Raw genomic sequence first — 25,225 nt, 5'->3', positions numbered from 1 at the left:
CCCGAAGATTAGGTGTTTTCACCCTGACAGGGCCTTTGACATGCTGCTATATTGCACTGCAACATAACGAGTCCGTCCCCATCCATGCTGTATCAGATTTACGAAACCCAACGCTCCATCATGGAGCCGTTTGCGGATCTCGCCGAAGTGGCCGCCAAGCTGTACAGCAACCCCATGTTGCCACTGGCGCAAATGCCCGGAGCGCAGCGCATATCCGCCAGTTACGACCTCATGCACCGGTTGGGCAAGGACTACGAGAAGCCGGTGTTCGGCATTCACACGGTGGACATCGACGGCATTGAAGTCGCCGTGCACGAACGCATCGAGATCGACAAGCCGTTCTGCGAACTGCGCCGCTTCAAGCGCTTCTCCGACGACACCAGCACGCTGGCCAAGCTGAAAGGTGAGCCCGTGGTGCTGATCGTGGCCCCGCTCTCCGGCCACTACGCCACCTTGCTGCGCGACACCGTGCGCACCATGCTCAAGGACCACAAGGTCTACATCACCGACTGGAAAAATGCCCGTCTGGTGCCTTTGTCCGAAGGTGAATTCCACCTCGACGACTACGTGAACTACGTGCAGGAGTTCATTCGCCACCTGCAAAAGGGCTATGGGAACTGCCACGTGATCAGCGTCTGCCAGCCCACCGTGCCGGTGCTTGCTGCTGTATCGCTCATGGCCAGCCGGGGTGAAACCACACCGTTGTCGATGACCATGATGGGCGGCCCGATCGATGCCCGCAAGTCACCCACCGCGGTGAACAACCTGGCCACGCAGCGCAGCCACGAGTGGTTCGCGAACAATGTGATCTACCGGGTTCCCGACAACTTTCCTGGTGTGGGCCGCCGCGTCTATCCCGGCTTCCTTCAACACACCGGGTTTGTGGCCATGAACCCGGACCGCCATGCCACGAGCCATTACGACTACTTCAAGGACCTCGTGAAGGGTGACAACGAGAGCGTGGAGACGCACCGGAAGTTCTACGACGAGTACAACGCCGTGCTCGACATGGACGCCGACTACTACCTCGAAACCATCGAGACCGTGTTCCAGGACTTCAAGCTGGTCAACGGCACCTGGGACGTGAAGAACGAAGCAGGCGAACTGGAGCGGGTACGCCCGCAGGACATCACCCGCACCGCCCTGCTCACCATCGAGGGCGAGCTCGACGACATTTCAGGGTCCGGCCAGACCGCCGCCGCGCACGATCTGTGCACCGGCGTCGCCACGCCGCACCGCATGCATTTCGAGGCACCGGGAGCCGGCCACTACGGCATCTTCAGCGGCCGGCGCTGGCGCGAGATGGTGCACCCGGTGGTGAAGACCTTCATCCTCGCGCACCAGCCGGCCACCACCGCACCCGCCCCAGTACCCAAGGCATCGCCCCAGACCGTCAGCAAGGCGCCCGTGCGCGCCGCAAGCAAGGCAAAGCCGGTGAAGAAGGCGGCCGTAGCCAAACCGGTGAGTGCCAAGGTCAAGGTGCAGCCCAAGCCCGCCGCCAAGGGCCGCAAGACCGTTTCCGCCTGAGCGCCAGCTTCACGGCCGCAGCAGCCGTGTCGCCGTTATATTTCCGGGCATGAACGAACTGGCCCGGCGCATCGACGCCGCCCTGCCGCAAACGCAATGCACGCGTTGCGGCTACCCCGACTGCGCCAGCTATGCGCAAGCCATCGCTGCGGGTGAAGCCGGGATCAACCAGTGCCCACCCGGCGGCGCTGAAGGCATTGAACGTCTGGCTGTCCTTACCGGTCAGCCCCCTGTTCCCCTGGATCCAAAGTTCGGTGTGGAAGGCCCGGTGACGGTGGCCGTGATCGACGAGGCCTGGTGCATTGGCTGCACGCTCTGCATCGAGGTCTGTCCCACCGACGCCATTCTGGGCACCCACAAGCGAATGCACACGGTGGTGGAGCCTTATTGCACGGGTTGCGAGCTCTGCCTGCCGGTGTGTCCGGTGGACTGCATTTCGCTGGAAGTGGTGAGCGGCGAGCGCAGTGGCTGGCAGGCCTGGACGCCAGAGCAAGCTCAGCTGGGGCGAGAACGCTACACCCGCCGGCAAGCGCGTCTGGCCCGCGAAAAACAGGAACACGAGGCTCGGCAGGAGGCGAAGTTGCGCGAGAAGCTGGCCCACCTGGCCGACCATTCGCAGATCACCGACCCCGCCTTGCTGGACCGCAAGCGCGCCGTGATCGAGGCGGCTCTTGCCCGCGCGCGCGCGCAGCGCAAGGAAACCTAGGCCTGCTGGCGAGCGGCCACGGTCTTGTACACGCCGCAGCCCACGTAGAGATCGTCGATCTTCACCACGTAGGACATTTTTCCCTGAATGGCACCGGTGACCGGATTGGCGATGTCGTACTCCACCCACCCTGCTGCCGACTCTGCCTGGTTCACGATGGCGCTCAGCAATGCGGCGCCATCGGCGCCTGCGATGTCCTGCACCCGGCTGCCCACCTTCTCCGGCTTGCCACCAAAGGCACGGTAGACGCCGTCGCGGTCGAGCGCGAACACATACATGTCCCGGTCATGGAAACCACTCGCTGGTTCGGTGATTTCGCACACAAAGGCTTCGCGGCCCCGCTGCAGGCGCATGGCCTGTGCCCGGTCCACCAGCGCCATGGCTTCTTCGGCCGTGCCCTGCTGGAGCATGAAGGACGACACCGCGCGTGAGAGGTGCGCCGCGCGCTGCTCGAGTTGATCCGCTTGCGCCACCGCCCGTTCGACCATCTGCGCGTTGCGCTGGGTGATGGCATCGAGCTGCGTCACGGCGGAGGATATTTCTTTCAGGCCGGAACTCTGCTCGGCGCTTGACGCGGAAATGAGCGACATGTTGGCGGCCACGCCCCGCACCCCGCTGACGATCTGGCCCATGCTGCTGCCCGCCGTGCGCATGCGTGCCACGCTGGTTTCCACCTGTGTGCGCGAAGCCTCGATCAGTTCGCGAATCTCGCGTGCTGAAGACGATGAACGTTGCGCCAGCGTGCGAACCTCATTGGCCACCACGGCGAAGCCTCGGCCCTGTTCACCCGCCCGCGCAGCCTCCACCGCTGCGTTGAGCGCCAGGATGTTGGTCTGGAAAGCGATGCTGTCGATCACGCCAATGATCTCGTTCATCTGCTGCGCGCCCTTCTGAATGCCTTCGACGGAATCAACCGCACGGCCCATGGACTGCGCACCGGACTCGGCCACGTCGCGCACCTGAGCCGCCTGCTGATCGGACTCGCCAGCGGTCTGGGCGTTCTGCTGCACGGTGCTGGAGAGCTGCTGCACGCTGGCAGCCGTTTGCTCCAGGTTGGCGGCCTGTTGCTCGGTGCGGTCGGCCAGATCCCGGTTGCCCGCCGCCAGGCTGCGGCCTGCATGGGCCACCAGCGCGGAGTTGCTGCGCACCTCGGCCACCATGGCCGAGAGGTTGGTGGCGACACGCTCGACGAGATGCCCGAGATCGGTCAGCTCATCGCGCCCCTGAATCCGGACCGAAGAGCGCAGATTGCCCTCTGCGGTCTGTTCCATGGCGTGCCGCACCTGCTGGAAATCGGCCATGAAACTCATGTGAAAGGCCAGGAGGAAATAGGCCAGCATGGCCAGGCCGCCACCGGCGACCAGCATCACGCCAGTGCTCTGCGGCTCCAGCCACATGACGGCTTTTAGCGGCCAGGCCGCCGCAGCGGCCAGAACCAGCAGTTTGCTGCCCAGGCGCAGCCGGCGCATCAGCCAGGTGCCGGGAAAGAACAGGAATTGAAACGCGGACATGCAGGGCAGCTCCTCGTAATCTGGGTCGCTCAGTGAACGCCAGCGATGCCGGATCGCTGACTCACGAAATGCCGGAACAGTTCGACGGCCATGGCTCGCAGGGTGTCGTCGGCCATGGTGTGCGCGTGAGAAATCTGCTCCAGCGCGTAGCGGCGGTCGCAGACCATGAGCGCGCGGCTCACGCACATGCCCTGGCTGGACATGCGCAGGCAGAAATTGGCCAGCAAGGCGTCTGGCCAGGGCTCCGCCTCTCCCATGCCACGCCAGCGAGACGCGGGGGTCAGGTCATTCGGTATCGATTTGGCGGACGGTTCCATGGCTCGCTCCTGCGGCAGGGTGCGGAGCCTTGCTCACAGCATGGCCCCTGAAGCCACAAGCGTAATTCGCCCAAAACCGCCGCATTGCGACGAAAAGGTCGGGAAAAACCGGCCAGCTCCCCGTTTGGGGGATCAGGCTGGCAGGGTTTCCAGCCTGGCAAAGGCGGCCACCACTTCGGGCGGCGCCTGCACCAGCTCCACCAGAACGCCTTCGCCGGCGATGGGAAACTCGTCGTTGGCCTTGGGGTGCAGAAAACAGATATCGAAGCCCGCCGCACCCTGGCGAATGCCCCCAGGAGCAAAGCGCACGCCCTGGGCGCTGAGCCACTCCACCGCCTGGGGCAGCCGGTCGATCCACAGGCCCACGTGGTTGAGCGGCGTGGTGTGCACGGCGGGTTTTTTCTCGGGGTCCAGCGGCTGCATCAGGTCGACCTCGACCTTGAACGGGCCACTGCCCATGGCACAGATGTCCTCGTCCACGTTCTCGCGCTCGCTGCGGAAGGTGCCGGTGACCTCCAGCCCGAGCATCTCGACCCAGAGTTTCTGCAGGCGTTGCTTGTCGGGGCCGCCGATGGCGATTTGCTGAATGCCGAGCACCTTGAAGGGTCGATGTGAAGGTTGCGCCTGGACCATTGGTCAGTGGACTCCGTGGATGAACCCGGGTGTGCGCTCCAGCGACCAGACGGTGGCCGGGGGCAGATTGGCCCAGACCGACGCCGCGCGGCGCCAGTGCCAGCCCGGGGGGATGTGGTTGAAAGGCCGAAGGTGCGGCGCCGCATAGGTGTACTGGATCAGGCGCGAGCCAGGCTGGCGGGCAATGATCGAAAACATGGCGTCGATGCACTGTTTGGCTTCGTCTCGCGGCATGGACAGCAGCGGCAGCGATGAAACCAGAGTGACCGGCGAAAGGGCCTTGATGGGCAGGGTGTGCAGACTGGAGGCGCAGTGATTCAGCACCTCCAGAGCCGGAAAGGACCGGCGCAGCAAGCGCGCGAAGTCGGCATCGCGCTCGATCACCAGGAAACGCTCCGGCGTGATGGGCGACTCAGCCAGGGCGCGGGTAATGGCACCCGTGCCAGCGCCGACCTCGATCAGCACGGCAGGCTGATCGCGCTGCACTTCGTCTGCAATGGCGCGGGCCAGTGCCCTGGAAGCCGGGGCAATCGCGCCCATGCGGCGCGGATCGCGCAAACACCCCAGGGCAAAAGCCAGACCATGCCGCATAAACACCCTTCGAAACCGCAATGGCTCGAAGGGTATCCCATTTCGCAAACAGCGTCCGTTTCGGGATGTGCCCTGCAGGGGCCTCATGCAAACTCGACGATGGGCTGATCGACCACCAGCGAATCGCCCTTGGTAGCAAGCACCTTGGCGACCACGCCGTCGGCCGCCGCAAAGAGCACGTTCTCCATCTTCATGGCTTCGATCACGGCCACGCGCTCGCCGGCCTGCACCTTCTGGCCGGGTTGCACCGCCACATCCACCAGCAGACCGGGCATGGGCGACAGCACGTATTTGCTCATGTCGGCCGGTGCCTTGAAGGGCATCAAGGCGTGCAGCTCGCCCATGCGTGGCGACACCACCATGGTCTCGATGCGCGTGCCGTTGTGCTGCACCACCAGCGCCAGCGGGTTGCGCGGCGTGCCACGCTCCACCTGCACCGTGAAGGGTTCGGCGTTGCAGAGACCGATGACGCAGATGTCGTTCAGGCGCGAAGGGCTGGAGAGCGCATAGCGCTTGCCGTCCACCGTGACCACGGCGGAGCCGATCTGCCCCACCACCTCGTCCACGTGCACGGAACGGTAGACATGCCGGCCCTGTGCGTCGAGCACGATCACGCAGAAATCGTGCCCCACCTTCACGCCATAACCCGGCAACTGCCCCGAGAGGCCAGCGGCGCGCTCGCGCGACTTGCGCCGCACGAAGGCGGCCAGTGCCACGAGAAAATCGGGGTCGCTGTGCGGCACGTCTTCCGCGCGAAAACCCTGGGCGTAGTGCTCGGCGATGAAGCCGGTGTTGAAATCGCCGGAGATGAATTTCGGGTGCGCCAGCAGAGCGGCCTGGAAAGGGATGTTGCTGCTGATGCCACGGATCACGAAACCGTTGAGCGCCTCTCGCATTTTGGCAATGGCCTCCGTGCGGTCCTTGCCGTGCACGATGAGCTTGGCGATCATCGAGTCGTAAAACATGGGGATCTCGCCACCGTCCTGCACACCGGTGTCCACCCGCACGCCGTACAGTGCCTCCGTGTTTGCCTGGAACATGGATTGCGCCGGGGGAACAAAACGCACCAGCCGCCCGGTGCTGGGGAGGAAGTTGCGAAACGGGTCCTCTGCGTTGATGCGGCACTCGATCGCCCAGCCTTCGCGTTTCACGTCGGCCTGCGTGAGCGGCAGCTTCTCGCCCGCCGCCACGCGAATCATCAACTCCACCAGATCCAGACCCGTGATGCACTCGGTCACAGGGTGCTCCACCTGCAGGCGCGTGTTCATCTCCAGGAAGTAGAAGTCCTGGTCCTTGCCGACCACAAACTCCACCGTGCCTGCGCTCTGGTAGTTCACTGCCTTGGCCAGCGCCACGGCTTGCTCGCCCATGGCCTTTCGCGTCGCATCACTGATGAACGGCGATGGCGCTTCTTCGATCACTTTCTGATGTCGACGCTGAATGGAACACTCGCGCTCGTTCAGGTAGATCACGTTGCCATGCGAATCGCCCAGCACCTGAATCTCGATGTGGCGCGGCTCCTGCACAAACTTCTCGATGAAGATGCGGTCGTCACCAAAGCTGTTGCGTGCTTCGTTCTGGCACGCGGTAAACCCCTCTAGGGCTTCCTTGTCGTTGTAGGCCACGCGCAGGCCTTTGCCACCACCGCCCGCACTGGCCTTGATCATCACCGGATAGCCGATGTCCTTCGCGATCTCCACCGCTCGCTCGGCAGACTCGATGGCGTCGTTCCAGCCCGGGATGGTGTTCACCTTGGCCGCATTGGCCAGTTTCTTCGATGCGATCTTGTCGCCCATGGCCGCAATGCTGAAATGCTTCGGGCCGATGAAGGCCATGCCTTCGTCTTCCACGCGCTTCGCAAAGGCTTCGTTCTCTGACAGGAAGCCGTAGCCCGGGTGGATCGCCTGCGCGCCAGTCTTCTTCGCGGCCTCGATGATCTTGTCGGCCACGAGGTAGGACTCGCGCGAGGGTGCGGGACCGAGCAGCACGGCTTCGTCGGCCAGCTGCACGTGGCGTGCTTCCTTGTCGGCTTCGGAATACACCGCCACCGTGGCGATGCCCATTTTCTTGGCGGTGGCGATCACGCGGCAGGCGATCTCGCCACGGTTTGCAATCAGGATCTTGGTAAACATCTTGTTGTTCTCCTCGGGCTCAGAGTGGAATGTTGCCGTGCTTGCGCCACGGGTTCTCGAGCTTCTTGTCCTTGAGCATCACCAGGCTGCGGCAGATGCGTTTTCGCGTTTCGTGCGGCAGGATCACGTCGTCGATAAAGCCGCGCGCGCCCGCCACGAAGGGGTTCGCGAAGCGCGCCTTGTACTCGGCCTCGCGAAGGGCCAGCTTGGCCGGGTCCTTCTTCTCCTCGCGGAAGATGATTTCCACCGCGCCCTTGGCGCCCATCACCGCGATCTCCGCGTTGGGCCAGGCGAAGTTCACGTCGCCGCGCAGGTGCTTGGAGCTCATCACGTCGTAGGCACCGCCGTAGGCCTTGCGCGTGATCACGGTGATCTTGGGCACCGTGCACTCGGCGTACGCGTAGAGCAGCTTGGCGCCGTGCTTGATGATGCCGCCGTACTCCTGGCTCGTGCCAGGCATGAACCCGGGAACGTCCACGAAGGTGACCACCGGAATGTTGAAGGCGTCGCAGAAGCGCACGAAGCGCGCGGCCTTGATGGAACTCTTGATGTCCAGGCAACCCGCCAGCACCAGCGGCTGGTTGGCCACGATGCCCACGGTCTGGCCGTCCATGCGGGCAAAGCCGATCAGGATGTTCTTGGCGTACTCGGGTTGCAGCTCGAAGAAGTCGCCGTCATCCACCGTCTTGATGATCAGCTCCTTCATGTCGTAGGGCTTGTTCGGGTTCTCGGGCACCAGCGTGTCCAGGCTGATGTCCATGCGGTCGATGGGATCGCCGCTCGGCCGCACGGGGGCCTTCTCGCGGTTGTTCAGCGGCAGGTAGTTGTAGAGGCGGCGCAGCATCAGGAGCGCTTCCACATCGTTCTCGAAAGCCAGATCGGCCACGCCGCTGCGCGTGGTGTGCGTGATGGCGCCGCCCAGCTCCTCTGCCGTCACTTCTTCGTGTGTCACGGTCTTCACCACCTCGGGGCCGGTCACAAACATGTAGGCCGAATCCTTCACCATGAAGATGAAATCGGTCATGGCGGGCGAATACACAGCGCCGCCTGCCGAGGGCCCCATGATCATGCTGATCTGCGGCACCACACCGCTGGCCATCACGTTGCGCTGGAACACGTCGGCATAACCGCCGAGCGAAGCCACGCCTTCCTGGATGCGGGCACCGCCCGAATCGTTGAGGCCAATCACCGGCGCGCCCACCTTCATGGCCTGGTCCATCACCTTGCAGATTTTCTCCGCGTGCGCTTCAGACAGCGCACCACCGAACACGGTGAAGTCCTGGCTGAACACAAACACCAGCCGGCCGTTGATCATGCCGTAGCCGGTCACCACGCCATCGCCCGGAATCTTGTTGTCCTGCATGCCGAAGTCGGTGCAGCGGTGCTCGACGAACATGTCCCACTCTTCGAAGGTGCCTTCGTCCAGCAGCACCTCCAGGCGTTCGCGCGCGCTCAGTTTGCCTTTGGCGTGTTGCGCGGCGATGCGCTTGTCGCCGCCACCCAGGCGAGCAGCGGCGCGCTTCTTCTCCAGTTGTTCCAGGATGTCCTGCATGGTCGTGTGCTCCAGAAAGGAAAGGGGTTCAGTCAGTCGAAAAGGTCGAGCAGGCGGCGCGCGGCGGTGGAAGCGGGCAACTGCCCTGCAAGCACCTGCCGCGAAATGCCATCGAGCTCGGCGCGCACTTGTGGGTGCGCGCGAAAACGTTGCTTCAAACCGGCGTCGATGCGCTCCCACATCCAGGCCCGGGCCTGCTGCTGGCGGCGCGTCGACATTTGGCCGTTGCCGGTCTGGAGCGTGCGAAAGCGCGATACCTCGGCCCAGAACGCATCCACACCGCGGCCCAGCAGCGCGCTGAGCTGAATCACCTGCGGGTGCCAGAGCGCCTCGTTGTGGTGGGCGTGCTCGGGATGGCCCTGCAGACCCAGCAGGCGCAGCGATGAGGTGATCTGCGCACGCGCACGCGTGGCGGCATCGGGATCCAGATCGGCCTTGTTGATGACCACCAGGTCGGCCAGCTCCATCACACCTTTCTTGATCGCCTGGAGATCGTCACCCGCATTGGGCAACTGCATCAGCACGAACATGTCGGTCATGCCGCTCACCGCCGTTTCGCTCTGGCCCACGCCCACGGTTTCGACAATCACGATGTCGTAGCCCGCCGCCTCGCAGACCAGCATGGCTTCGCGCGTCTTCTCGGCCACGCCGCCCAGCGTGCCGCTGCTGGGGCTGGGGCGAATGTAGGCCTGCTCCTGCACCGATAGCTTCTCCATGCGCGTCTTGTCTCCCAGGATGGAGCCGCCCGAGACGGTGCTGGAGGGATCGACGGTGAGCACTGCGACGCGGTGGCCCCGCTCGATCAGGTACAGGCCCAGAGCCTCGATGAAAGTGCTCTTTCCCACACCTGGCACGCCGCTGATGCCGAGGCGGAACGCATTGCCGGTGTGGGGCAGCAAGGCGGTGAGCAGCTCGTCGCCTTCCGCGCGGTGATCCACGCGGGTGGACTCCAGCAGCGTGATGGCTTTGGCCATGGCCCGGCGTTGCGCAGCAGGCTCGCCGCGCAGAATGCCGTCCAGCAACTCCGAAGGAATCACCCGATCGCTTTCTTGATCTGCTCCAGCACGTCCTTGGCGCTGGCCGGGATGGGTGTACCTGGGCCGTAGATGCCTTTCACACCTGCTTCGTACAGCATGTCGTAGTCCTGCCGGGGGATCACGCCGCCGACGAACACGATGATGTCGTCAGCGCCCTGCTTCTTGAGTTCGGCAATGATGGCGGGCACCAGAGTCTTGTGACCCGCAGCGAGTGTGGACACGCCCACCGCGTGCACGTCGTTCTCGATCGCCTGGCGCGCGCACTCCTCGGGCGTCTGGAACAGAGGGCCCATGTCGACGTCGAAGCCGAGGTCGGCGAAGGCCGTGGCCACCACTTTGGCGCCTCGGTCGTGGCCGTCCTGGCCGAGTTTGCTGATCATCACGCGAGGACGGCGGCCCTGCGCTTCAGCAAAGGCGTTGATCTCGGTCTTGAGGGCGTCCCAGCCCTCGGCGGAATCGTAGGCAGCAGCGTACACACCGGTCACCTTTTGCGTATCGGCGCGGTGGCGCCCATAAACCTTCTCCAGCGCGTCGCTCACCTCGCCCACCGTGGCGCGAAGTCGTATTGCCTGGATCGAAAGATCGAGCAAGTTGCCTTCACCACTGTCGGCGGCTGCGGTGAGCGCTTCCAGCGCCGCCTGCACTTTCGCGCCATCACGCGTTGCCTTGATTTTCTGCAGACGCGCAATCTGCCCGTCGCGCACGGCCAAGTTGTCGATGTCGCGCGTCTCGATCGGGTCTTCCTTGGCGAGCTTGTACTTGTTGACGCCCACGATCACGTCCTTGCCGGAGTCGATGCGCGCCTGCTTCTCGGCGGCGGCAGCTTCGATCTTGAGCTTGGCCCAGCCGCTGTCCACCGCCTTGGTCATGCCGCCCATGGCCTCGACCTCTTCGATGATGGCCCAGGCCTTGTCGGCCATTTCCTGCGTCAGCGATTCCATCATGTACGAGCCGGCCCACGGGTCCACCACGTTGGTGATGTGCGTCTCTTCCTGAATGATGAGCTGGGTGTTGCGCGCAATGCGGGAGCTGAATTCGGTCGGCAGCGCAATGGCTTCGTCGAACGAGTTGGTGTGCAGGCTCTGCGTGCCGCCGAACACCGCCGCCATGGCTTCGATGGTGGTGCGCACCACGTTGTTGTATGGGTCTTGCTCGGTGAGCGACCACCCTGAGGTCTGGCAATGCGTGCGCAGCATCAGGCTCTTGGGATTCTTCGCGTTGAAGCCCTTCATGATGCGAGTCCACAGCAGGCGCGCCGCGCGCATCTTGGCGATCTCCAGGTAGAAGTTCATGCCGATCGCCCAGAAGAAGCTCAGGCGTCCGGCGAAGTCGTCCACGTCCATGCCTTTGGCGGTGGCGGTCTTCACGTATTCCTTGCCGTCGGCCAGCGTGAAGGCGAGTTCCAGCGCCTGGTTGGCGCCGGCTTCCTGCATGTGGTAGCCGCTGATGCTGATCGAGTTGAACTTCGGCATGTTCTTTGCCGTGTACTCGATGATGTCGCCGATGATCTTCATGCTCGGCTCGGGCGGGAAGATGTAGGTGTTGCGGACCATGAACTCCTTGAGGATGTCGTTCTGGATGGTTCCGCTCAGTTTGACCTGTGACACGCCCTGCTCTTCCGCCGCCACCACGTAGCCCGCCAGCACCGGCAGCACCGCGCCGTTCATGGTCATGGACACGCTCACCTTGTCGAGCGGGATCTGGTCGAACAGGATCTTCATGTCCTCCACGCTGTCGATGGCCACGCCGGCCTTGCCCACGTCGCCGGTCACGCGCGGGTGGTCGCTGTCGTAGCCCCGATGGGTAGCCAGATCAAACGCCACGCTCACGCCCTGCCCGCCAGCGGCCAGTGCCTTGCGGTAGAAGGCGTTGCTTTCTTCTGCGGTGGAAAACCCCGCGTACTGGCGGATTGTCCACGGCCGTACTGCGTACATGGTGGCCTGCGGGCCGCGTATGAAGGGCTCGAACCCTGGCAGCGTGTGGGTGTGCGGGAGCCCTGCGGTGTCCTCCGCTGTGTAGAGCGGCTTGACGCGAATGCCGTCCGGGGTCACCCAGTCCAGCGCGTTCACATCGCCTCCCGGCGCGGACTTGGCGGCAGCCTGAGCCCAGGCTTCAAGGCTGGCTGGGGCAAATTCGGGCTTGGATTCGGGCGGTGACTGGCTCATGGCGTGATGGGGATCAGGGTATTCAGAACGGGGGCGAGTTTACATCATTCATAATTATTGATGCAGAATATTCCGCCTGACTTACAATCCGTACCCATGTCTGCCCTCTCGCTCTCACCCCGCGCCCTATATGAAGAAGTCGCCGAGCTGCTGCGTCAGCGCATCTTCAGCCGCGAGCTGGAGCCCGGGAGCTGGATCGACGAACTCAAGATCGCCGAGGAATACGGCATCAGCCGAACCCCCCTGCGAGAGGCGCTGAAAGTGCTGGCGGCCGAGGGGCTGGTCACCATGAAAGTGCGCCGTGGCGCCTACGTGACCGAAGTCTCCGAGAAGGACCTGGCGGACGTGTACCACCTGCTCTCGCTGCTGGAATCCGATGCCGGCGGCGTGGTGGCCGAGCGCGCCAGCGACGAAGAAATCGCGTCACTGCAGACCCTGCACGCCGAACTGGAAGCCGCCGCGGGCGAGCGCGACCGCTTCTTCGCCATCAACGAACAATTCCACATGCGGCTGCTCGAGCTGGCGCGCAACCGCTGGCGCGAGCAGATGGTGGCCGACCTGCGCAAGGTCATGAAGCTCAACCGCCACAACTCGCTGCTGAAGACCGGGCGCATCGAGGAATCGCTGGCCGAACACCGCGCCATCGTGGAGGCCCTCGCGCAGCGCAATCCTGCACTCACCGTGCAGCGCATGCGCGAGCACTTCCAGAACGGGCTCGAAGCCGCCGCCTGACGCGCGCCCCGGCGCTGGCCCCTCAGGCGTTGACCACCGCGGTGTGTCCCAGCGTCACGGTGTGTGCCGACGACTTCACCGTGTCGATGAAGTACCAGTCACCCGTGGCCGCCTGCGCCGTGAAACTCATCAGCAGAAAGCCGCGCCGTTCGGTGTTGGCGAAGTTCAGCATGTCCAGCACATCGATGAAGGTGTCGGCCACGACCGAGGGTGAGATCGATCCCAGGAAGGCCTCGAAGCCGGGTGATGTCACGCTGGGGGTAGCGAACTCCTGCCCGACCACGGTGCCGTCGGCCAGACTCAGATCACTCTGCCAGGCGTTGTGCGTATCCCCCGCGAGCGACACCAGGCGCTTGCCCAGGCCGGAAGCTGAAGACAGCACCGCCTCGCGCGCGGCAGGGTAGCCGTCCCACGCGTCAAGGTTGTAGCCGATCTTCGGGTTCTGAACCGGGTCCACCAGCGCCAACTGCTCGGGGGTCATCAACTGCGGCGCAGAAACTTCAAGCTCCCTGGCCAGCAGATAGGCCGCCACCGCTGCAGCGCCCGCCGCAGGGTCGGTTGCCGGATCGAGCGCCTGCAGCACCGAGGCGGGAAACATCATGCGGGCCATCAGCACCTGCTGGCCCAGCACCTGCCACGTGGCGCCTGAAGCCGTCATCTGCTGGGTCAACCACCCGGTCTGTTCCATGCCCAGCATCTGGCGCGTGGGCGTGTTCAGCGCGGCGAAGGCCGCTGCCGAGGTGGCGGGATCGGTGAGTGACGCAATGGTCAGCGCCGGTTCACGCGCCAGCAGGCGCGTCTCCAGCATGTGCAGCGACAGCAGGTTGCCGAAATCGAAGCTGCGGTAAGCCCTGCGCAAATTGCTGATGTCGGGCGTGCGGATGGGCAGCCACTCGTGGTAAGCCTGCGCCGCCGCAGCAGCCCGCGCGCTGAAGCTGCCCTCGACGCCTTCGGTGTGGTTGATCGAACCACTGGCGCTGGCGTTCTCGGCGATCTCGTGGTCGTCCCAGATGGCGATCATCGGCAACGTGGCGTGCAGCTGTTTCAGGTCGGGGTCGCTGCGGTACTGGGCATAGCGCGCCCGGTAGTCCGCGAGCGTCAGGCATTCGTTGGCAGGCACCGACACCCTGCCCAGTGCCACCGCGTCTTCAGAGGCGTAGCCACCGGCTTCGTATTCGTAGATGTAGTCGCCCAGGTGCACCGCGTATTCGGCCCCGACCGACAACGCGCCGCTGTAGGCGTGGAAGAAGCCGGCCGGATAGTTGGCGCAACTGAACACCGCCAGCTTCACGCTGGTCGCGTTGAGGGCCGGCAGCGTGCGCGTGCGGCCCACGGGGGAGATGTACTCGCCCGAGCGGAAGCGGAAGAAGTAAGTCTGACCAGCTTGCAAGCCGGTGGCATCGACCTTCACGGTATTCCCCGCATCGGGCGATGCCTGGGCCTGTCCTGTGGAAACCAGCTGTGTGAAGCCGGCATCGAGGGCGACTTCCCACGTCAGCGCCACAGGGTTCGCGTCGCCACGCGTGGCGTGTGTCCACAGAATCACACGATCCGCCAGGGGGTCGCCACTGGCCACGCCGAAGTCGAAACGCACCGGTGCCTGTGGGTCGACCGCCTCCTCATCGCCACCACCGCCGCAGGCCGACAGCACACCACCAGCCGACACGGCCGCAGAGACGGAAACGAGCCGCACGATGAAGGTGCGGCGGCTGGATGTGTTCATGGGAATTCCTTCGGACCAGGTCAATTTCCTGACCGCGCAAGTTACCCGTGGGCCCTCTGAGCGTCGGTGCGACATCGCACCCTGCGCAGGCCCGGAGGCTGCGTGTTCAGATCCAGAAAGGATCGAGAACGGTGTTGAAGGCAGGCAGGTCTTCGAAGTAAGGCAAGGCGCCTCCCTCAATGGCATGAAACTGCCAGTTGGGGCGAGATTCCACCGAGTTCCGCCCCTGGTAGTCGGTGAAGTCGCCGCGCGTGGACATGCTCACCCAGACCGGGCAGAGGAGCGTTTCGTAGAGCGTGTTGATGTCGGCACTGAACAGAGCGCCCGACAGAAAGGCGAGCGGTGCATGGTGGGCACCGGGCTGCTTCGCCGTAATGACCGCCTGGCGCCAGAGCGTCTCGTCGATGTTGCTGGAGCCAAAAGTGCGCTTGAGGAAATAGCGAACCACGCCAGGCCGGGTGAGCTGGCGAAAGATGCGGTCGCCCCAACCGGGACGCGACAGCAGGCGCAGCAACCAGGGGATGACCAGCGTGGTACCCGGCGGGCCATGCCGGCGTTTGCTGCGCGAAAACCCGGTAGGGCTCACCAGCGCAATGCGCCGGATTTGCGCTGGCGCCTCGCTCTGCGCACGCGCCACGAATTCGCAGCCGAGTGAAACACCGAGCACATCCACCTGCCCCGTCCCGAACGCCGTGCGCATCCACTCCACCACGGCAAGCACCGCATCGGTCATGAGCCGAGGTGTGTAGGCGCGGTCGCTGCGGTCGGAACGCCCATAGCCAGGCAGGTCCAGCGCCACCACCGTGCGCGTGGCGCGGTAGTGGTCGAAGAGCGGCGCCACTTCAGCCGCAGAGGCCGCCGCATTGACGCTGTGCACCAGCAACAAGGGCGGGAGGCCAACGCCCTGCCCCTCCAACCGGGCGTGGTAGACAGCCACACGGCCCACCGCCGTGTGCAGGATTTCCATGGGCGCGTTCACGGCCGGCGGCAGCATGGGCAGCAAGCTCATGCCGCAGTGGCCTCGGTTTCCTCGCCCGTGTGTGCTCGCGCCAAGGCCCAGACCTCGCGCGGCGGCAGCGGCTTAAGCCGGTGGTCGCTCCACACCTGGCGCCACTTGCGCGCGCCACGCAAGCCGTGGCGAAGTCCCAGCATGTGCCGCGCAATCGCGTACCACGGGCAACCATCCTCCAGGAAAGCCCGCTCCATGTAGGCGACCATCTGCTCTTCCACCGCCTCACGCGTCACACAGGACGGCGCGGCGCCGAAGAACGCCTCGTCCCAGGTCGTGAGCAACCAGGGGTTGTGGTAGGCCTCGCGGCCCACCATCGCGCCATCGACATGCAGCAGATGTTCGCCGATCTGTGCGTTGGTGGTGATGCCACCGTTCACCGCAATGGTGAGCGATGGAAAGTCGCGCTTGAGCTGGTAGGCCAGTGAATAGCGCAACGGCGGAATCTCGCGATTTTCCTTGGGCGAAAGGCCTTCCAGCCAGGCATTGCGCGCATGCACCAGAAACACCGAGCAGCCCGCCTCGCTGACCGTGCCCACGAAGTCGCGCACAAAGTCGTAGCTCTCCACCCGGTCGATGCCGATGCGGTGCTTCACCGTGACCGGAATCGACACCGCATCGCGCATGGCCTTCACGCCATCGGCCACTGTCTGCGGCTCGGCCATGAGGCAGGCGCCAAAAGCGCCGCGCTGCACGCGCTCGCTCGGGCAGCCGCAATTGAGGTTGATCTCGTCGTAACCCCACTGCTCACCCAGGCGCGCGGCGCGGGCCAGCTCGTCCGGCTCGCTGCCACCGAGCTGCAACGCAACAGGGTGCTCCTCGGCGTTGAAACGCAAATGCCGCTGCACGCTGCCGTGCATGAGCGCGCCGGTGGTCACCATCTCGGTGTAGAGCAAGGTGTGCTTTGTGAGCAGACGGTGCAGGTAGCGGCAGTGGCGATCGGTCCAGTCCATCATGGGCGCGACAGACAGGCGCCAGGGCGATAGCGTGGTGGTTTCCATCGACTGGACCTTCAGGCGTGCGCGCGTGCCACGCCGGCCGCCTGCGAGTGTTCCAGCACGTAGCGCGTCATCGACTGCGCCAGTTCTTCTTCGCCGATGAAAATCTTGCCGGCTACCTCTTTTTCAAGCAGGCCGGCCTCTTCCTCGCTGTGGGTGCGAATCACGGTCTGGATCTCCGGGTTCAGGGTGCGGGCGATGCCGATCATCTGGCGCACGTCCAGGGTGTCCGGGGTCGCGATGACGAGCATGCCTGCCCGCGCGATGTGGGCCTGGATGAGCACCGCCGGGTCTGCCGCGTCGCCGAAAACCGCCGGGATGCCTTGTGCGCGCAAACGCTCCACGATGTCGCGGTTCTGCTCGGCCACCACATACGGCAGGTGCTTTTCTTCAAGTGCTGCGGCAATGCGCCGACCCACCCTTCCATAGCCCACCAGCACCACCTGGCGCGAGAGGTATTTCTCGTGGGTGGTCACGGGCAGTTCTGCCAGCGGATCGTCGCGCGCTTCGAGCTTGCGCGCGAACTCGGAGTTCTTGCGCAGCCATTCCTGTAATGGGTTGATCGCCTTGAACAGCAGGGGATTCAGGGCGATGGAGATGAGGGCACCCGCCAGCACCAGGCTGGTGCCTTCCGGTGGCAACAGGCCCAGCGAAGCGCCCAGACCCACCAGAATGAACGAGAACTCACCGATCTGCGCCAGACTCGCCGACACCGTCAGCGCCGTGTTGAGCGGGTAGCGCATGGCCACCACCAGCGCGGCCGCTGCCACCGACTTGCCCACGATGATGATGGCCACCACCCCGAGCACATGCAGGGGACGCTCCAGCAGGATGGACGGGTTGAACAGCATGCCGACCGACACAAAGAACAGCACCGCGAAAGCGTCGCGCAGGGGCAGCGATTCTTCGGCCGCACGATGGCTGAACTCGGACTCGCGCAGCACCATGCCGGCAAAGAAAGCACCCAGTGCGAACGACACACCAAACAACGCCGCAGAGGCGAAAGCGATGCTCACCGCCGCAGCCACCACGCACAGCGTGAACAGTTCGCGTGAGCCCGTGCGCGTGACCTGCCAGAGAAGCCACGGGAACAGACGCCGGCCGACGATGAGCATGAGGGCCACGAAGCCTCCCACCTGCATCAGGGTGAAGCCGAGCGTGCGCCAGACGGAGTCGAGATCTTCGTCGGCGCCTTTTCCGCCCAGAAAGCCTGCCAGCGGAGGCAGCAACACGAGCACCAGCACCATCGCCAGGTCTTCCACGACCAGCCAGCCCACCGCAATGCGACCCGTAAACGAATCGAGAATGCCCAGGCTCTCCAGCGCCCGCAACAGCACCACCGTGCTGGCCACAGAGAGCGACACGCCAAACACCAGCGCGGCGCCTGGCGTCCAGCCCCACCACAGGGCCAGCCCCATGCCCATGAGCGTGGCCACAGCCATCTGCACCACCGCACCGGGCAATGCAATCTTCCGCACCGAGAGCAGGTCGGCCAGTGAAAAATGCAACCCCACGCCGAACATCAGCAGCATCACCCCGATCTCGGCCAGTTGCGAAGCGATGCCTGCATCGGCAACGAAACCCGGCGTGTAGGGCCCGATGATCACGCCCGCCAGCAGGTAGCCCACCAGCGCGGGCAGGCGCACCTTCGCCGCCAGGAAGCCCAGCACCAATGCCAGTCCCAGACCGGCGGCGATGGTATTGATCAGTGAAACGCTGTGGGGCATCGGTCGAATTTACACCACGACCTTGTCCCCAACGGTGGGCCAACAAAAAACCCGCCGAAGCGGGTTGCGGGCTCTCAATCGGCTCGCGCTATCACCCCATGTGCAGGCCACCGTTCACCGAGAAATCGGCACCGGTGGCATAGCCGCCCTCTTCGCTGGCGAGCCAGGCAATGATGGACGCGATCTCGCTGGGTTCGCCCAGGCGCTTGACCGGCACGGTGGCCACGATCTTCTCCAGCACGTCGGGCCGGATCGCCTTGACCATGTCGGTACCGATGTAGCCCGGGCTCACGGTGTTCACCGTGACGCCCTTGGTGGCAAGCTCCTGCGCCAGCGCCATCGAGAAGCCGTGCATGCCGGCCTTGGCGGCGGAGTAGTTGGTCTGGCCGGCCTGGCCCTTCTCGCCGTTGACCGACGAGATGTTGACGATGCGGCCCCAGCCCTTTTCCACCATGTCGGCCACGACCTGCTTGGTCACGTTGAACATGGAGTTCAGGTTGGTCTCGATCACAGCGTCCCAGTCCTCGCGCGACATCTTGAGGAACATGCGGTCGCGGGTGATGCCGGCGTTGTTCACGAGCACGTCGATGGTGCCGTGTTCCGCCTTGGTCTTGGTGAACGCTTCCACGGTGGAATCCCAGTCGCCGACATTGCCGACCGATGCGTGAAAGCTGTAGCCCAGAGCCTTCTGCTCGTCGAGCCATTTCTTGAAGTCGCGCGTGGGGCCGCAGCCGGCAATAACGGTGAAGCCGTCTTTGTGCAGGCGCTGGCAGATGGCGGTGCCGATGCCGCCCATGCCACCCGTGACGTAGGCTACTTTTTTACTCATTGTGTGTGCTCCTCTGAGGTGTTTTGCGAAATGCAGTGCACGGGACGATTAGACCCAATATTCAGCGTTCGACCGCGAGGGAAACCCCCATGCCGCCACCGATGCACAGCGCGGCAAGGCCCTTCTTCGCGTCGCGGCGCTGCATCTCGTGCAGCAACGTCACCAGGATGCGGCAGCCGGACGCACCAATAGGGTGACCGATGGCAATGGCGCCGCCGTTGACGTTCACACGCGCGGGATCGATCTCCAGCACCTTGTTGACCGCGCAGGCCTGTGCGGCAAACGCCTCGTTCAGTTCGAACAGGTCGACGTCGGCGGCTGACCAGCCGGCGCGGGCCAGCGCCTTTTTCGATGCGGGCACCGGGCCCATGCCCATGGTGGCGGGGTCGAGGCCGCTGGTGCCGAAGGCGGCGATGCGCGCCAATGGCTTCAGGCCCAGCGATGCGGCCTTCTTCGCGCTCATCACCATCACCGCAGCGGCACCGTCGTTGATGCCCGAGGCATTGCCCGCGGTCACCGAGCCGGCCTTGTCGAACGCGGGGCGCAAGCCGGCCAGCGCTTCGGCGCTGGTCTTCTTGTTGATGAACTCGTCGGCGTCGAAAACGATCGGATCGCCCTTGCGCTGCGGAATGCTCACGCCAACGATCTCGTCCTTGAATTTGCCCGCGTCCTGTGCGGCACTCGCCTTTTGCTGGCTGCCCAGCGCCAGGGCGTCCTGCGCATCTCGACCAATGCCGTGCGCCTTGGCCACGTTCTCGGCGGTGATGCCCATGTGGTACTGGTTGTACACATCCCAGAGGCCATCCACGATCATGGTGTCGGTCATCTTCCAGTCGCCCATGCGCTGGCCGTCGCGGCTGCCGTTGAGCACGTGTGGCGAGGCGCTCATGTTCTCCTGACCACCGGCAATCACGATCTCGCTGTCGCCCCAGGCCACGGCCTGCGCCGCCAGCATCACGGCCTTGAGGCCGGAGCCACACACGGCGTTGATGGTGAGCGCCGGCGTTTCCTTGGCCACACCGGCTTTCATCATGGCCTGCCGCGCAGGGTTCTGGCCCACGCCCGCAGCCAGCACCTGGCCCATGATCACTTCACCAATGGCGTCCACCGGGAGGCCGGTGCGCGCGAGCAGTTCCTTGATGACGATGCTGCCGAGCTCGGTGGCCGGCGTTTTGGCGAGCGAACCGCCGAATTTGCCCACAGCGGTGCGGGTGGCTGCAACGATGACGATGTCTTCCATGGCTATCTCCTTGTTGTGCTCAAAAAAATCAAGATCAGGCTTTGGCTTTGACGTAACGACCAGGCGCAGGCTCGATCGCCGCGTAGGTCTTGCCCCTGCCATAGGCCTTGGGCGCTGCGATCTGCTTGCCCGCCTGCGGCTTGAGCCAGGCGGACCAGTCGGTCCACCAGCTGCCGGGGTGTTCGGTGGCGCTGTCGATCCATTCCTTCACGTCCTTCGGGAACTTGCCCGCGGGGCCGATCCAGTGGCTGCGCTTGTTCTTGCTGGCGGGGTTGATCACGCCGGCAATGTGACCCGAAGCACCCATCACAAAGCGCTTCTTGCCCGGGAACAACTGGGTGCTGCCGTAGGCACCGCCAATGGGCACGATGTGGTCTTCGCGTGAGCCGTAGATGTAGACCGGCAGCTTGACCTGGCGGAAATCGATTTTTTCGCCACAGACCTTGACCTTGCCCGGCTTGACGAGGTTGTTTTCCAGGTACATCTGGCGCAGGTACCACGCGTAATACGGTCCCGGCAGGTTGGTGCTGTCGGAGTTCCAGTACAACAGGTCGAACGGCGGCGGCGTTTCGCCCTTCAGGTAGTTGCCCACCACGTAGTTCCACACCAGGTCGTTGGGCCGCAGGAAACTGAAAGTGGTGGCCAGGTCGCGCCCAGGCATGAGGCCGCCGTCCTTGAACTGCATCTCGCGGTACTTCACAAAGTTCTCGTCAATGAAGACATCGAGGATGCCGGTGTCGGTGAAGTCGAGCAGCGTGGTGAGAAAGGTGGCGCAGTTCACGGGCTCTTCGCCGCGGGCGGCGAGCACGGCCAGCGCAGTGCCCAGCATGGTGCCACCCACGCAGAAGCCGAGGGCGTTGATGGTTTCGGCACCGGTGATGTCCTGCGTGACGCCAATCGCCTTGATCACCGCATCCTCGATGTACTCGTCCCAGGTCTTCTGCGCCAGCGACTCGTCCGGGTTGCGCCAGCTCACCACGAAGGTGCGGTGGCCTTGCTCCACACAGTAGCGAATGAGGGAATTCTCGGGCTGCAGATCGAGGATGTAGAACTTGTTGATGCACGGCGGCACCAGCAGGAACGGCCGCTCGTACACCTTGGTGGTGAGCGGCTTGTATTCGATGAGCTGGAACAGCTCGTTTTCGAACACCACGGCGCCTTCGGTGGTGGCCACGTTCTTGCCGACCTCGAACACGCTCTCATCCGTCATGGACACGTGGCCCTGCTTCATGTCGTGCAGCAGGTTGGCCACGCCCTTGGCAATGCTCTCGCCCTGGGTGTCGATCGCCTTCTTCTGGGCTTCTGCGTTGAAGGCCAGGAAGTTGCTGGGTGCGCTGGCGTCGATCCACTGCTGTACGGCGAAGCGCACTCGGCTGCGCGTCTTGGCGTCGCCCTGCACGGCATCGGCCATGGCCATGAGCGTGCGCGCGTTCAGCAGGTAGGACGCGGCGGCAAAGGCGGCCACCGGGTTGCCAGCCCAGGCGTCCGAAGCAAAGCGGCGATCGGCTGCGGGTTTGACGTTCGGCCCCTGGTTCCAGAGCCCGGTGACTTCCTTGAGGTAGTTGTTCTGAATTTCGAGCAGCTTGGCAGGATCGAAGCTCACGCCCTGGCCAGCGGCCTGGGAGAACATTTCGCCGATACCGGCCATGCCCGGCATGGCCGAGGGCATGGGCATGGATGTGGGCACTGGCATGCCAAAAGGATTGGATGCACCGGTGGCCGCACCGGGCATCGTCTGCGCCAGTTGCGTCCATTGACTGACGAGGTTCTGCTGAAACTGCTGGGCGGACTCCAGCCAGTTGGTAGGGGGGGTTTTGCCCGATGTCATGCTGGTCTCCGTGGGTGTTGCTTGCGGCCTATGATGGCCTTTCTGGGGAAGAAATTCCGGGTTTTCCCCAGTATTGATGCGAGAGCTTCCAGCAAGCTGACGCGTGGTTCCCGGGCTGCAAGGATGGCCGTGTATCTGGTGGTGATCGGGTGGATGTATGTGGTTCTCATGATGTCGGTGGCCGAGGCCACCAACACCACAGGCACGGTGCTGGGAGCCATTGTGACCTTTTTTCTTTACGGTTTGCTGCCGGTGGCACTGGTGGTTTACCTGATGCGCACGCCTCAGCGCCGCAAGGCCCTCAAGGCGCGCGAAGCGACCGAGCTGCGCGAGGCGCAAACCGCCGCTTCAGGCGATCCAGATGCTGGCGGCCATGCGGCCGGTGCTGCCGAGGCGGGCGGCATCGCGCCGGTGCGAAAAGAACCTTGAAGCGTCCGCCACGGTGCACCAGGCTTCGCTGCCGTCGTTGCCGTGCACATCGCTGAGGCCAGCCACCTGCAACGCTCGACGCGCCAGCGCAGGGAGGTCGGCCAGGAACTTGCCATCGCCGCTGGGCCAGAAGTGCGCCACGGCATTGTGGTCTGCCTTCACGAAAGCCTCGCACACCTCGGCACCCACCTCAAACGCCTTTGGCCCGATGCAGGGACCCAGCCAGGCCATCACATCCCCATCGCCTGCCACCTCGCGCAATGCGCTCAGGGTCGACTGAAGCACGCCAGCGGCGAGTCCGCGCCAGCCGGCATGCGCTGCCGCCACGGCGGTGCCCGAGGCGTGAGCGAACAGCACGGGCAGGCAGTCCGCCACCATGATGGTGGCGGCCACACCTCGACCATTCACCACGCAGCCATCGGCCAGGGTTCCATCGGGGGTTTCCGGGGTCAGGCGCACCACCTGCGTGCCGTGAACCTGTTGCAGGAACACGGGGCGCGCAGGCGCTGTGAACGCGGCGAGCCGCTCACGGTTGGCCACCACAGCCAGTGGTTCGTCCCGCACGTGATCGCCCAGGTTGAAGCTGTCGAATGGCGCCACCGACACACCTCCCAGCCGCGTGGTGCAGACGGCCCGCACACCCGGCGGCACTGGCCAGTCGGGAACGATGGCGTCGGCGGCCAGCAGCATCAGGCTTCGGCGTCAGGACACGCCGAGGGCTGGGATTTCTGGAACGCTTCGAGCTTCATGCAGGCCTCGAAGGCTGCCATGGTGCGTGGAAGGCCGGTGAAGTCGGTGTTGAAGCGCTGGCCGTTGAAGATCTGCGGCACCAGGCAGCAGTCGGCCAGGGTCGGCGTGTCGCCGAAGCTGTAGGTGGACGCCGGCAACTGCGCGAGCTGGCCCTCGTACGCCTGCAAACCAGCGCGGACCCAATGGCGGTACCAGACGTTCTTCGGCTCTTCCTCCACCTTCAGCTCGCGCGTGAGGTACTTGAGGATGCGCAGGTTGTTCACCGGGTGAATTTCGCAGGCCACGATCTGCGCCAGCGCGCGCACGCGCGCCCGGTCGATCAGGTTGGCAGGCACCAGCGACGGCGTGGGGTGCACCTCGTCGAGGTACTCGATGATGGCCATCGACTGCGTCAGGCGCGTGCCGTCGTCCAGTTCGAGTACCGGCACCAGGCCTTCGACCGAGATGTCCCCGAACGCGGGCAACTTGTGATCGCCGCGCGCGATGTGCACCGGAACGTAGTCGTAAGGAATGCCCTTGAGCGCGAGCGCAATGCGCACGCGAAAAGACGCCGAGGAGCGGAAGTAGTTGTAGAGCTTCATGGGCATCAAGGATAAACCCACGCCCCGGCGTTCAGGCAGCCGTCAGTGCGGGGTAATCGGTGTAACCGTGTTCGCTGCCGCCATAGAAAGTGGTGCGGTCGGGTTCATTGAACGGCCCGCCCTGCTTGAGGCGTTGCACCAGATCCGGGTTGGCGATGAACAGCTTGCCGAAGGCGACGAGGTCGGCGCCATCCTTCAGGGACTTCTCGGACAGCGCCAGGTCGTAGCCGTTGTTGACCATCCAGGCGGCGCGCCCGCCAGCGGTGCGGTAGGTCGTTTGCAAGGCCGTGTAGTCGAAGGGCCGATCAGAAATCTCACGCGGTCCACCCGTGGCGCCTTCGATGAAGTGCACATAGGCCAGGTCCATGGGCGCGAGCTCGCGCATCACCAGGTCGAACAGCGGCTGGGGGTCAGCGTCCAGCGCGTCGTTGGCCGGCGTTACCGGCGAGAGGCGAATGCCGGTGCGTTCCCCGCCGATGGCGCTCACGACCGACTGGGTGACTTCCAGCAGCAGACGAGCGCGGTTCTCGATGGAACCACCATAGGCATCGGTGCGCTGGTTGCTGCCGGTCTTGAGGAACTGGTCGATCAGGTAGCCGTTGGCGGCGTGGATTTCGACGCCATCGAAACCGGCCTCGATGGCCGCCAGCGCAGCGCGGCGGTAGTCGTCCACGATGCCAGGCAACTCGTCCAGCGCGAGCGCGCGGGGTTCGGACGTTTCCACGAACGTGGGCACGCCGTCCTTGATCAGCACGGTCTTGGTCTTGGCGCGAATGGCCGACGGTGCCACGGGCGCGCCTCCGCCTGGTTGCAGTTCGGTGTGCGAGACACGACCGACGTGCCAGAGCTGCACCACAATCTTGCCGCCGGCATCGTGCACGGCACGGGTAACGCGTTTCCAGCCTTCGATCTGCTCGGGCGCATACAGGCCCGGCACATCGGCATACCCCTGCCCCTGGTGGCTGATGGCGGTGGCCTCGGTGATGAGCAGGCCGGCGCTGGCGCGCTGCTGGTAATAGGTGGCCATGAGCGGCGTGGGCACGGCGTTGGGCGCGCGGTTGCGCGTGAGCGGCGCCATGACGATGCGGTTGGCGAGCGAGAGCTTTCCGGCAGTGAAGGGTGAAAACAGCGAGGTGGTGGTCATGCGAGCGGTGCAGTCCGTGGAAGGTGCAAAGGGAAAACCCGAGTATTCCCCCATCTCCGGGCGC

The 25,225-nt window shown here is 64.5% G+C and carries 22 protein-coding genes; 4 read left to right on the top strand and 18 right to left on the bottom strand.

Annotation, left to right across the window (positions count from 1 at the left end; genetic code table 11):
* The first annotated feature begins 84 nt into the window (after positions 1–84).
* Positions 85–1,527 carry a polyhydroxyalkanoate depolymerase gene (phaZ, locus tag CAP37_RS07355; protein WP_086123579.1) on the top strand — a complete coding sequence of 481 codons (1,443 nt, stop codon included), beginning with the start codon at positions 85–87 and terminating at the stop codon, positions 1,525–1,527.
* Positions 1,528–1,576: 49 nt separating this feature from the next.
* Positions 1,577–2,233 (top strand): electron transport complex subunit RsxB, encoded by a 657-nt coding sequence (rsxB, locus tag CAP37_RS07350; RefSeq protein WP_086123578.1) that lies wholly within the window; start codon positions 1,577–1,579, stop codon positions 2,231–2,233.
* Here the strand turns inward: rsxB and CAP37_RS07345 are convergent.
* The 8 genes from CAP37_RS07345 to scpA form a co-directional block, all read right to left on the bottom strand.
* Entirely contained in the window at positions 2,230–3,744 is a 1,515-nt protein-coding gene (locus CAP37_RS07345; protein WP_086123577.1) for a methyl-accepting chemotaxis protein, read from the bottom strand. The genes rsxB and CAP37_RS07345 overlap by 4 nt on opposite strands.
* A gap of 29 nt (positions 3,745–3,773) precedes the next feature.
* On the bottom strand, positions 3,774–4,061 hold the full coding sequence (locus CAP37_RS07340) for a hypothetical protein (protein WP_086123576.1): 288 nt from the start codon (positions 4,059–4,061) through the stop codon (positions 3,774–3,776).
* A gap of 132 nt (positions 4,062–4,193) precedes the next feature.
* Positions 4,194–4,694 (bottom strand): VOC family protein, encoded by a 501-nt coding sequence (locus CAP37_RS07335; protein WP_086123575.1) that lies wholly within the window; start codon positions 4,692–4,694, stop codon positions 4,194–4,196.
* Between the two features lie 3 nt (positions 4,695–4,697).
* Positions 4,698–5,234, bottom strand: coding sequence for a class I SAM-dependent methyltransferase (locus CAP37_RS07330; RefSeq protein ID WP_143435898.1), 537 nt, complete (start codon positions 5,232–5,234; stop codon positions 4,698–4,700).
* A gap of 134 nt (positions 5,235–5,368) precedes the next feature.
* Entirely contained in the window at positions 5,369–7,417 is a 2,049-nt protein-coding gene (locus tag CAP37_RS07325) for an acetyl/propionyl/methylcrotonyl-CoA carboxylase subunit alpha (protein ID WP_086123573.1), read from the bottom strand.
* Between the two features lie 19 nt (positions 7,418–7,436).
* Positions 7,437–8,969 carry an acyl-CoA carboxylase subunit beta gene (locus CAP37_RS07320; RefSeq protein WP_086123572.1) on the bottom strand — a complete coding sequence of 511 codons (1,533 nt, stop codon included), beginning with the start codon at positions 8,967–8,969 and terminating at the stop codon, positions 7,437–7,439.
* A 32-nt stretch (positions 8,970–9,001) separates the two neighbouring features.
* Positions 9,002–10,006, bottom strand: coding sequence for a methylmalonyl Co-A mutase-associated GTPase MeaB (gene meaB, locus CAP37_RS07315; protein ID WP_086123571.1), 1,005 nt, complete (start codon positions 10,004–10,006; stop codon positions 9,002–9,004).
* Positions 10,003–12,171 carry a methylmalonyl-CoA mutase gene (gene scpA / locus CAP37_RS07310; protein ID WP_086123570.1) on the bottom strand — a complete coding sequence of 723 codons (2,169 nt, stop codon included), beginning with the start codon at positions 12,169–12,171 and terminating at the stop codon, positions 10,003–10,005. The genes meaB and scpA overlap by 4 nt, the downstream gene beginning before the upstream one ends.
* Before the next feature lie 96 nt (positions 12,172–12,267).
* Between scpA and CAP37_RS07305 the strand changes: the two genes are divergently transcribed.
* Positions 12,268–12,903 (top strand): GntR family transcriptional regulator, encoded by a 636-nt coding sequence (locus tag CAP37_RS07305; protein ID WP_086123569.1) that lies wholly within the window; start codon positions 12,268–12,270, stop codon positions 12,901–12,903.
* Positions 12,904–12,925: 22 nt separating this feature from the next.
* Here the strand turns inward: CAP37_RS07305 and CAP37_RS07300 are convergent, their stop codons facing one another.
* From CAP37_RS07300 to CAP37_RS07270, 7 genes are all read right to left on the bottom strand, one after another.
* Positions 12,926–14,626, bottom strand: a complete 1,701-nt coding sequence (locus CAP37_RS07300) for an alkaline phosphatase (protein WP_086123568.1) — start codon at positions 14,624–14,626, stop codon at positions 12,926–12,928.
* 106 nt (positions 14,627–14,732) lie between these two features.
* The gene (locus tag CAP37_RS07295; RefSeq protein ID WP_256926904.1) at positions 14,733–15,635 is read right to left on the bottom strand and encodes an alpha/beta fold hydrolase; all 903 of its coding nucleotides are present in this window, start codon (positions 15,633–15,635) and stop codon (positions 14,733–14,735) included.
* Complete coding sequence (gene dusA, locus CAP37_RS07290; RefSeq protein ID WP_086123567.1) at positions 15,632–16,636, bottom strand: tRNA dihydrouridine(20/20a) synthase DusA; 1,005 nt, start codon at positions 16,634–16,636, stop codon at positions 15,632–15,634. The genes CAP37_RS07295 and dusA overlap by 4 nt, the downstream gene beginning before the upstream one ends.
* 11 nt (positions 16,637–16,647) lie before the next feature.
* A complete protein-coding gene (gene ybaL, locus CAP37_RS07285) occupies positions 16,648–18,360 on the bottom strand; it encodes a YbaL family putative K(+) efflux transporter (RefSeq protein WP_086123566.1) in 1,713 nt (570 codons plus the stop codon).
* A gap of 91 nt (positions 18,361–18,451) precedes the next feature.
* A complete protein-coding gene (phbB, locus tag CAP37_RS07280) occupies positions 18,452–19,189 on the bottom strand; it encodes an acetoacetyl-CoA reductase (RefSeq protein ID WP_086123565.1) in 738 nt (245 codons plus the stop codon).
* Between the two features lie 61 nt (positions 19,190–19,250).
* Positions 19,251–20,429, bottom strand: a complete 1,179-nt coding sequence (locus CAP37_RS07275; RefSeq protein WP_086123564.1) for an acetyl-CoA C-acetyltransferase — start codon at positions 20,427–20,429, stop codon at positions 19,251–19,253.
* A 34-nt stretch (positions 20,430–20,463) separates the two neighbouring features.
* Entirely contained in the window at positions 20,464–22,257 is a 1,794-nt protein-coding gene (locus CAP37_RS07270) for an alpha/beta hydrolase (protein ID WP_256926903.1), read from the bottom strand.
* A gap of 129 nt (positions 22,258–22,386) precedes the next feature.
* Here CAP37_RS07270 and CAP37_RS07265 point away from each other — a divergent pair, with 129 nt between their 5' ends.
* Positions 22,387–22,686: a hypothetical protein gene (locus CAP37_RS07265; protein WP_086124865.1), complete on the top strand. Its 300-nt coding sequence runs from the start codon at positions 22,387–22,389 to the stop codon at positions 22,684–22,686.
* Here CAP37_RS07265 and pgeF read toward each other — a convergent pair.
* From pgeF to CAP37_RS07250, 3 genes are read right to left on the bottom strand one after another with little or no spacing between them, the layout of a single operon-like run.
* The gene (pgeF, locus tag CAP37_RS07260; RefSeq protein ID WP_086123563.1) at positions 22,606–23,376 is read right to left on the bottom strand and encodes a peptidoglycan editing factor PgeF; all 771 of its coding nucleotides are present in this window, start codon (positions 23,374–23,376) and stop codon (positions 22,606–22,608) included. The two genes, CAP37_RS07265 and pgeF, sit on opposite strands and share 81 nt — an antisense overlap.
* Positions 23,376–24,017, bottom strand: coding sequence for a maleylacetoacetate isomerase (gene maiA / locus CAP37_RS07255; protein WP_086123562.1), 642 nt, complete (start codon positions 24,015–24,017; stop codon positions 23,376–23,378). The genes pgeF and maiA overlap by 1 nt, the downstream gene beginning before the upstream one ends.
* 31 nt (positions 24,018–24,048) lie before the next feature.
* Positions 24,049–25,161 carry an alkene reductase gene (locus CAP37_RS07250; protein ID WP_086124864.1) on the bottom strand — a complete coding sequence of 371 codons (1,113 nt, stop codon included), beginning with the start codon at positions 25,159–25,161 and terminating at the stop codon, positions 24,049–24,051.
* Positions 25,162–25,225: the final 64 nt, after the last annotated feature.

This window comes from Hydrogenophaga sp. IBVHS1, assembly GCF_002127265.1.
Taxonomy (GTDB): Bacteria; Pseudomonadota; Gammaproteobacteria; order Burkholderiales; family Burkholderiaceae_C; genus Hydrogenophaga.
Note: the sequence above shows the minus strand (reverse complement) of the source record. Positions and strands in the feature narration are given on the sequence as shown.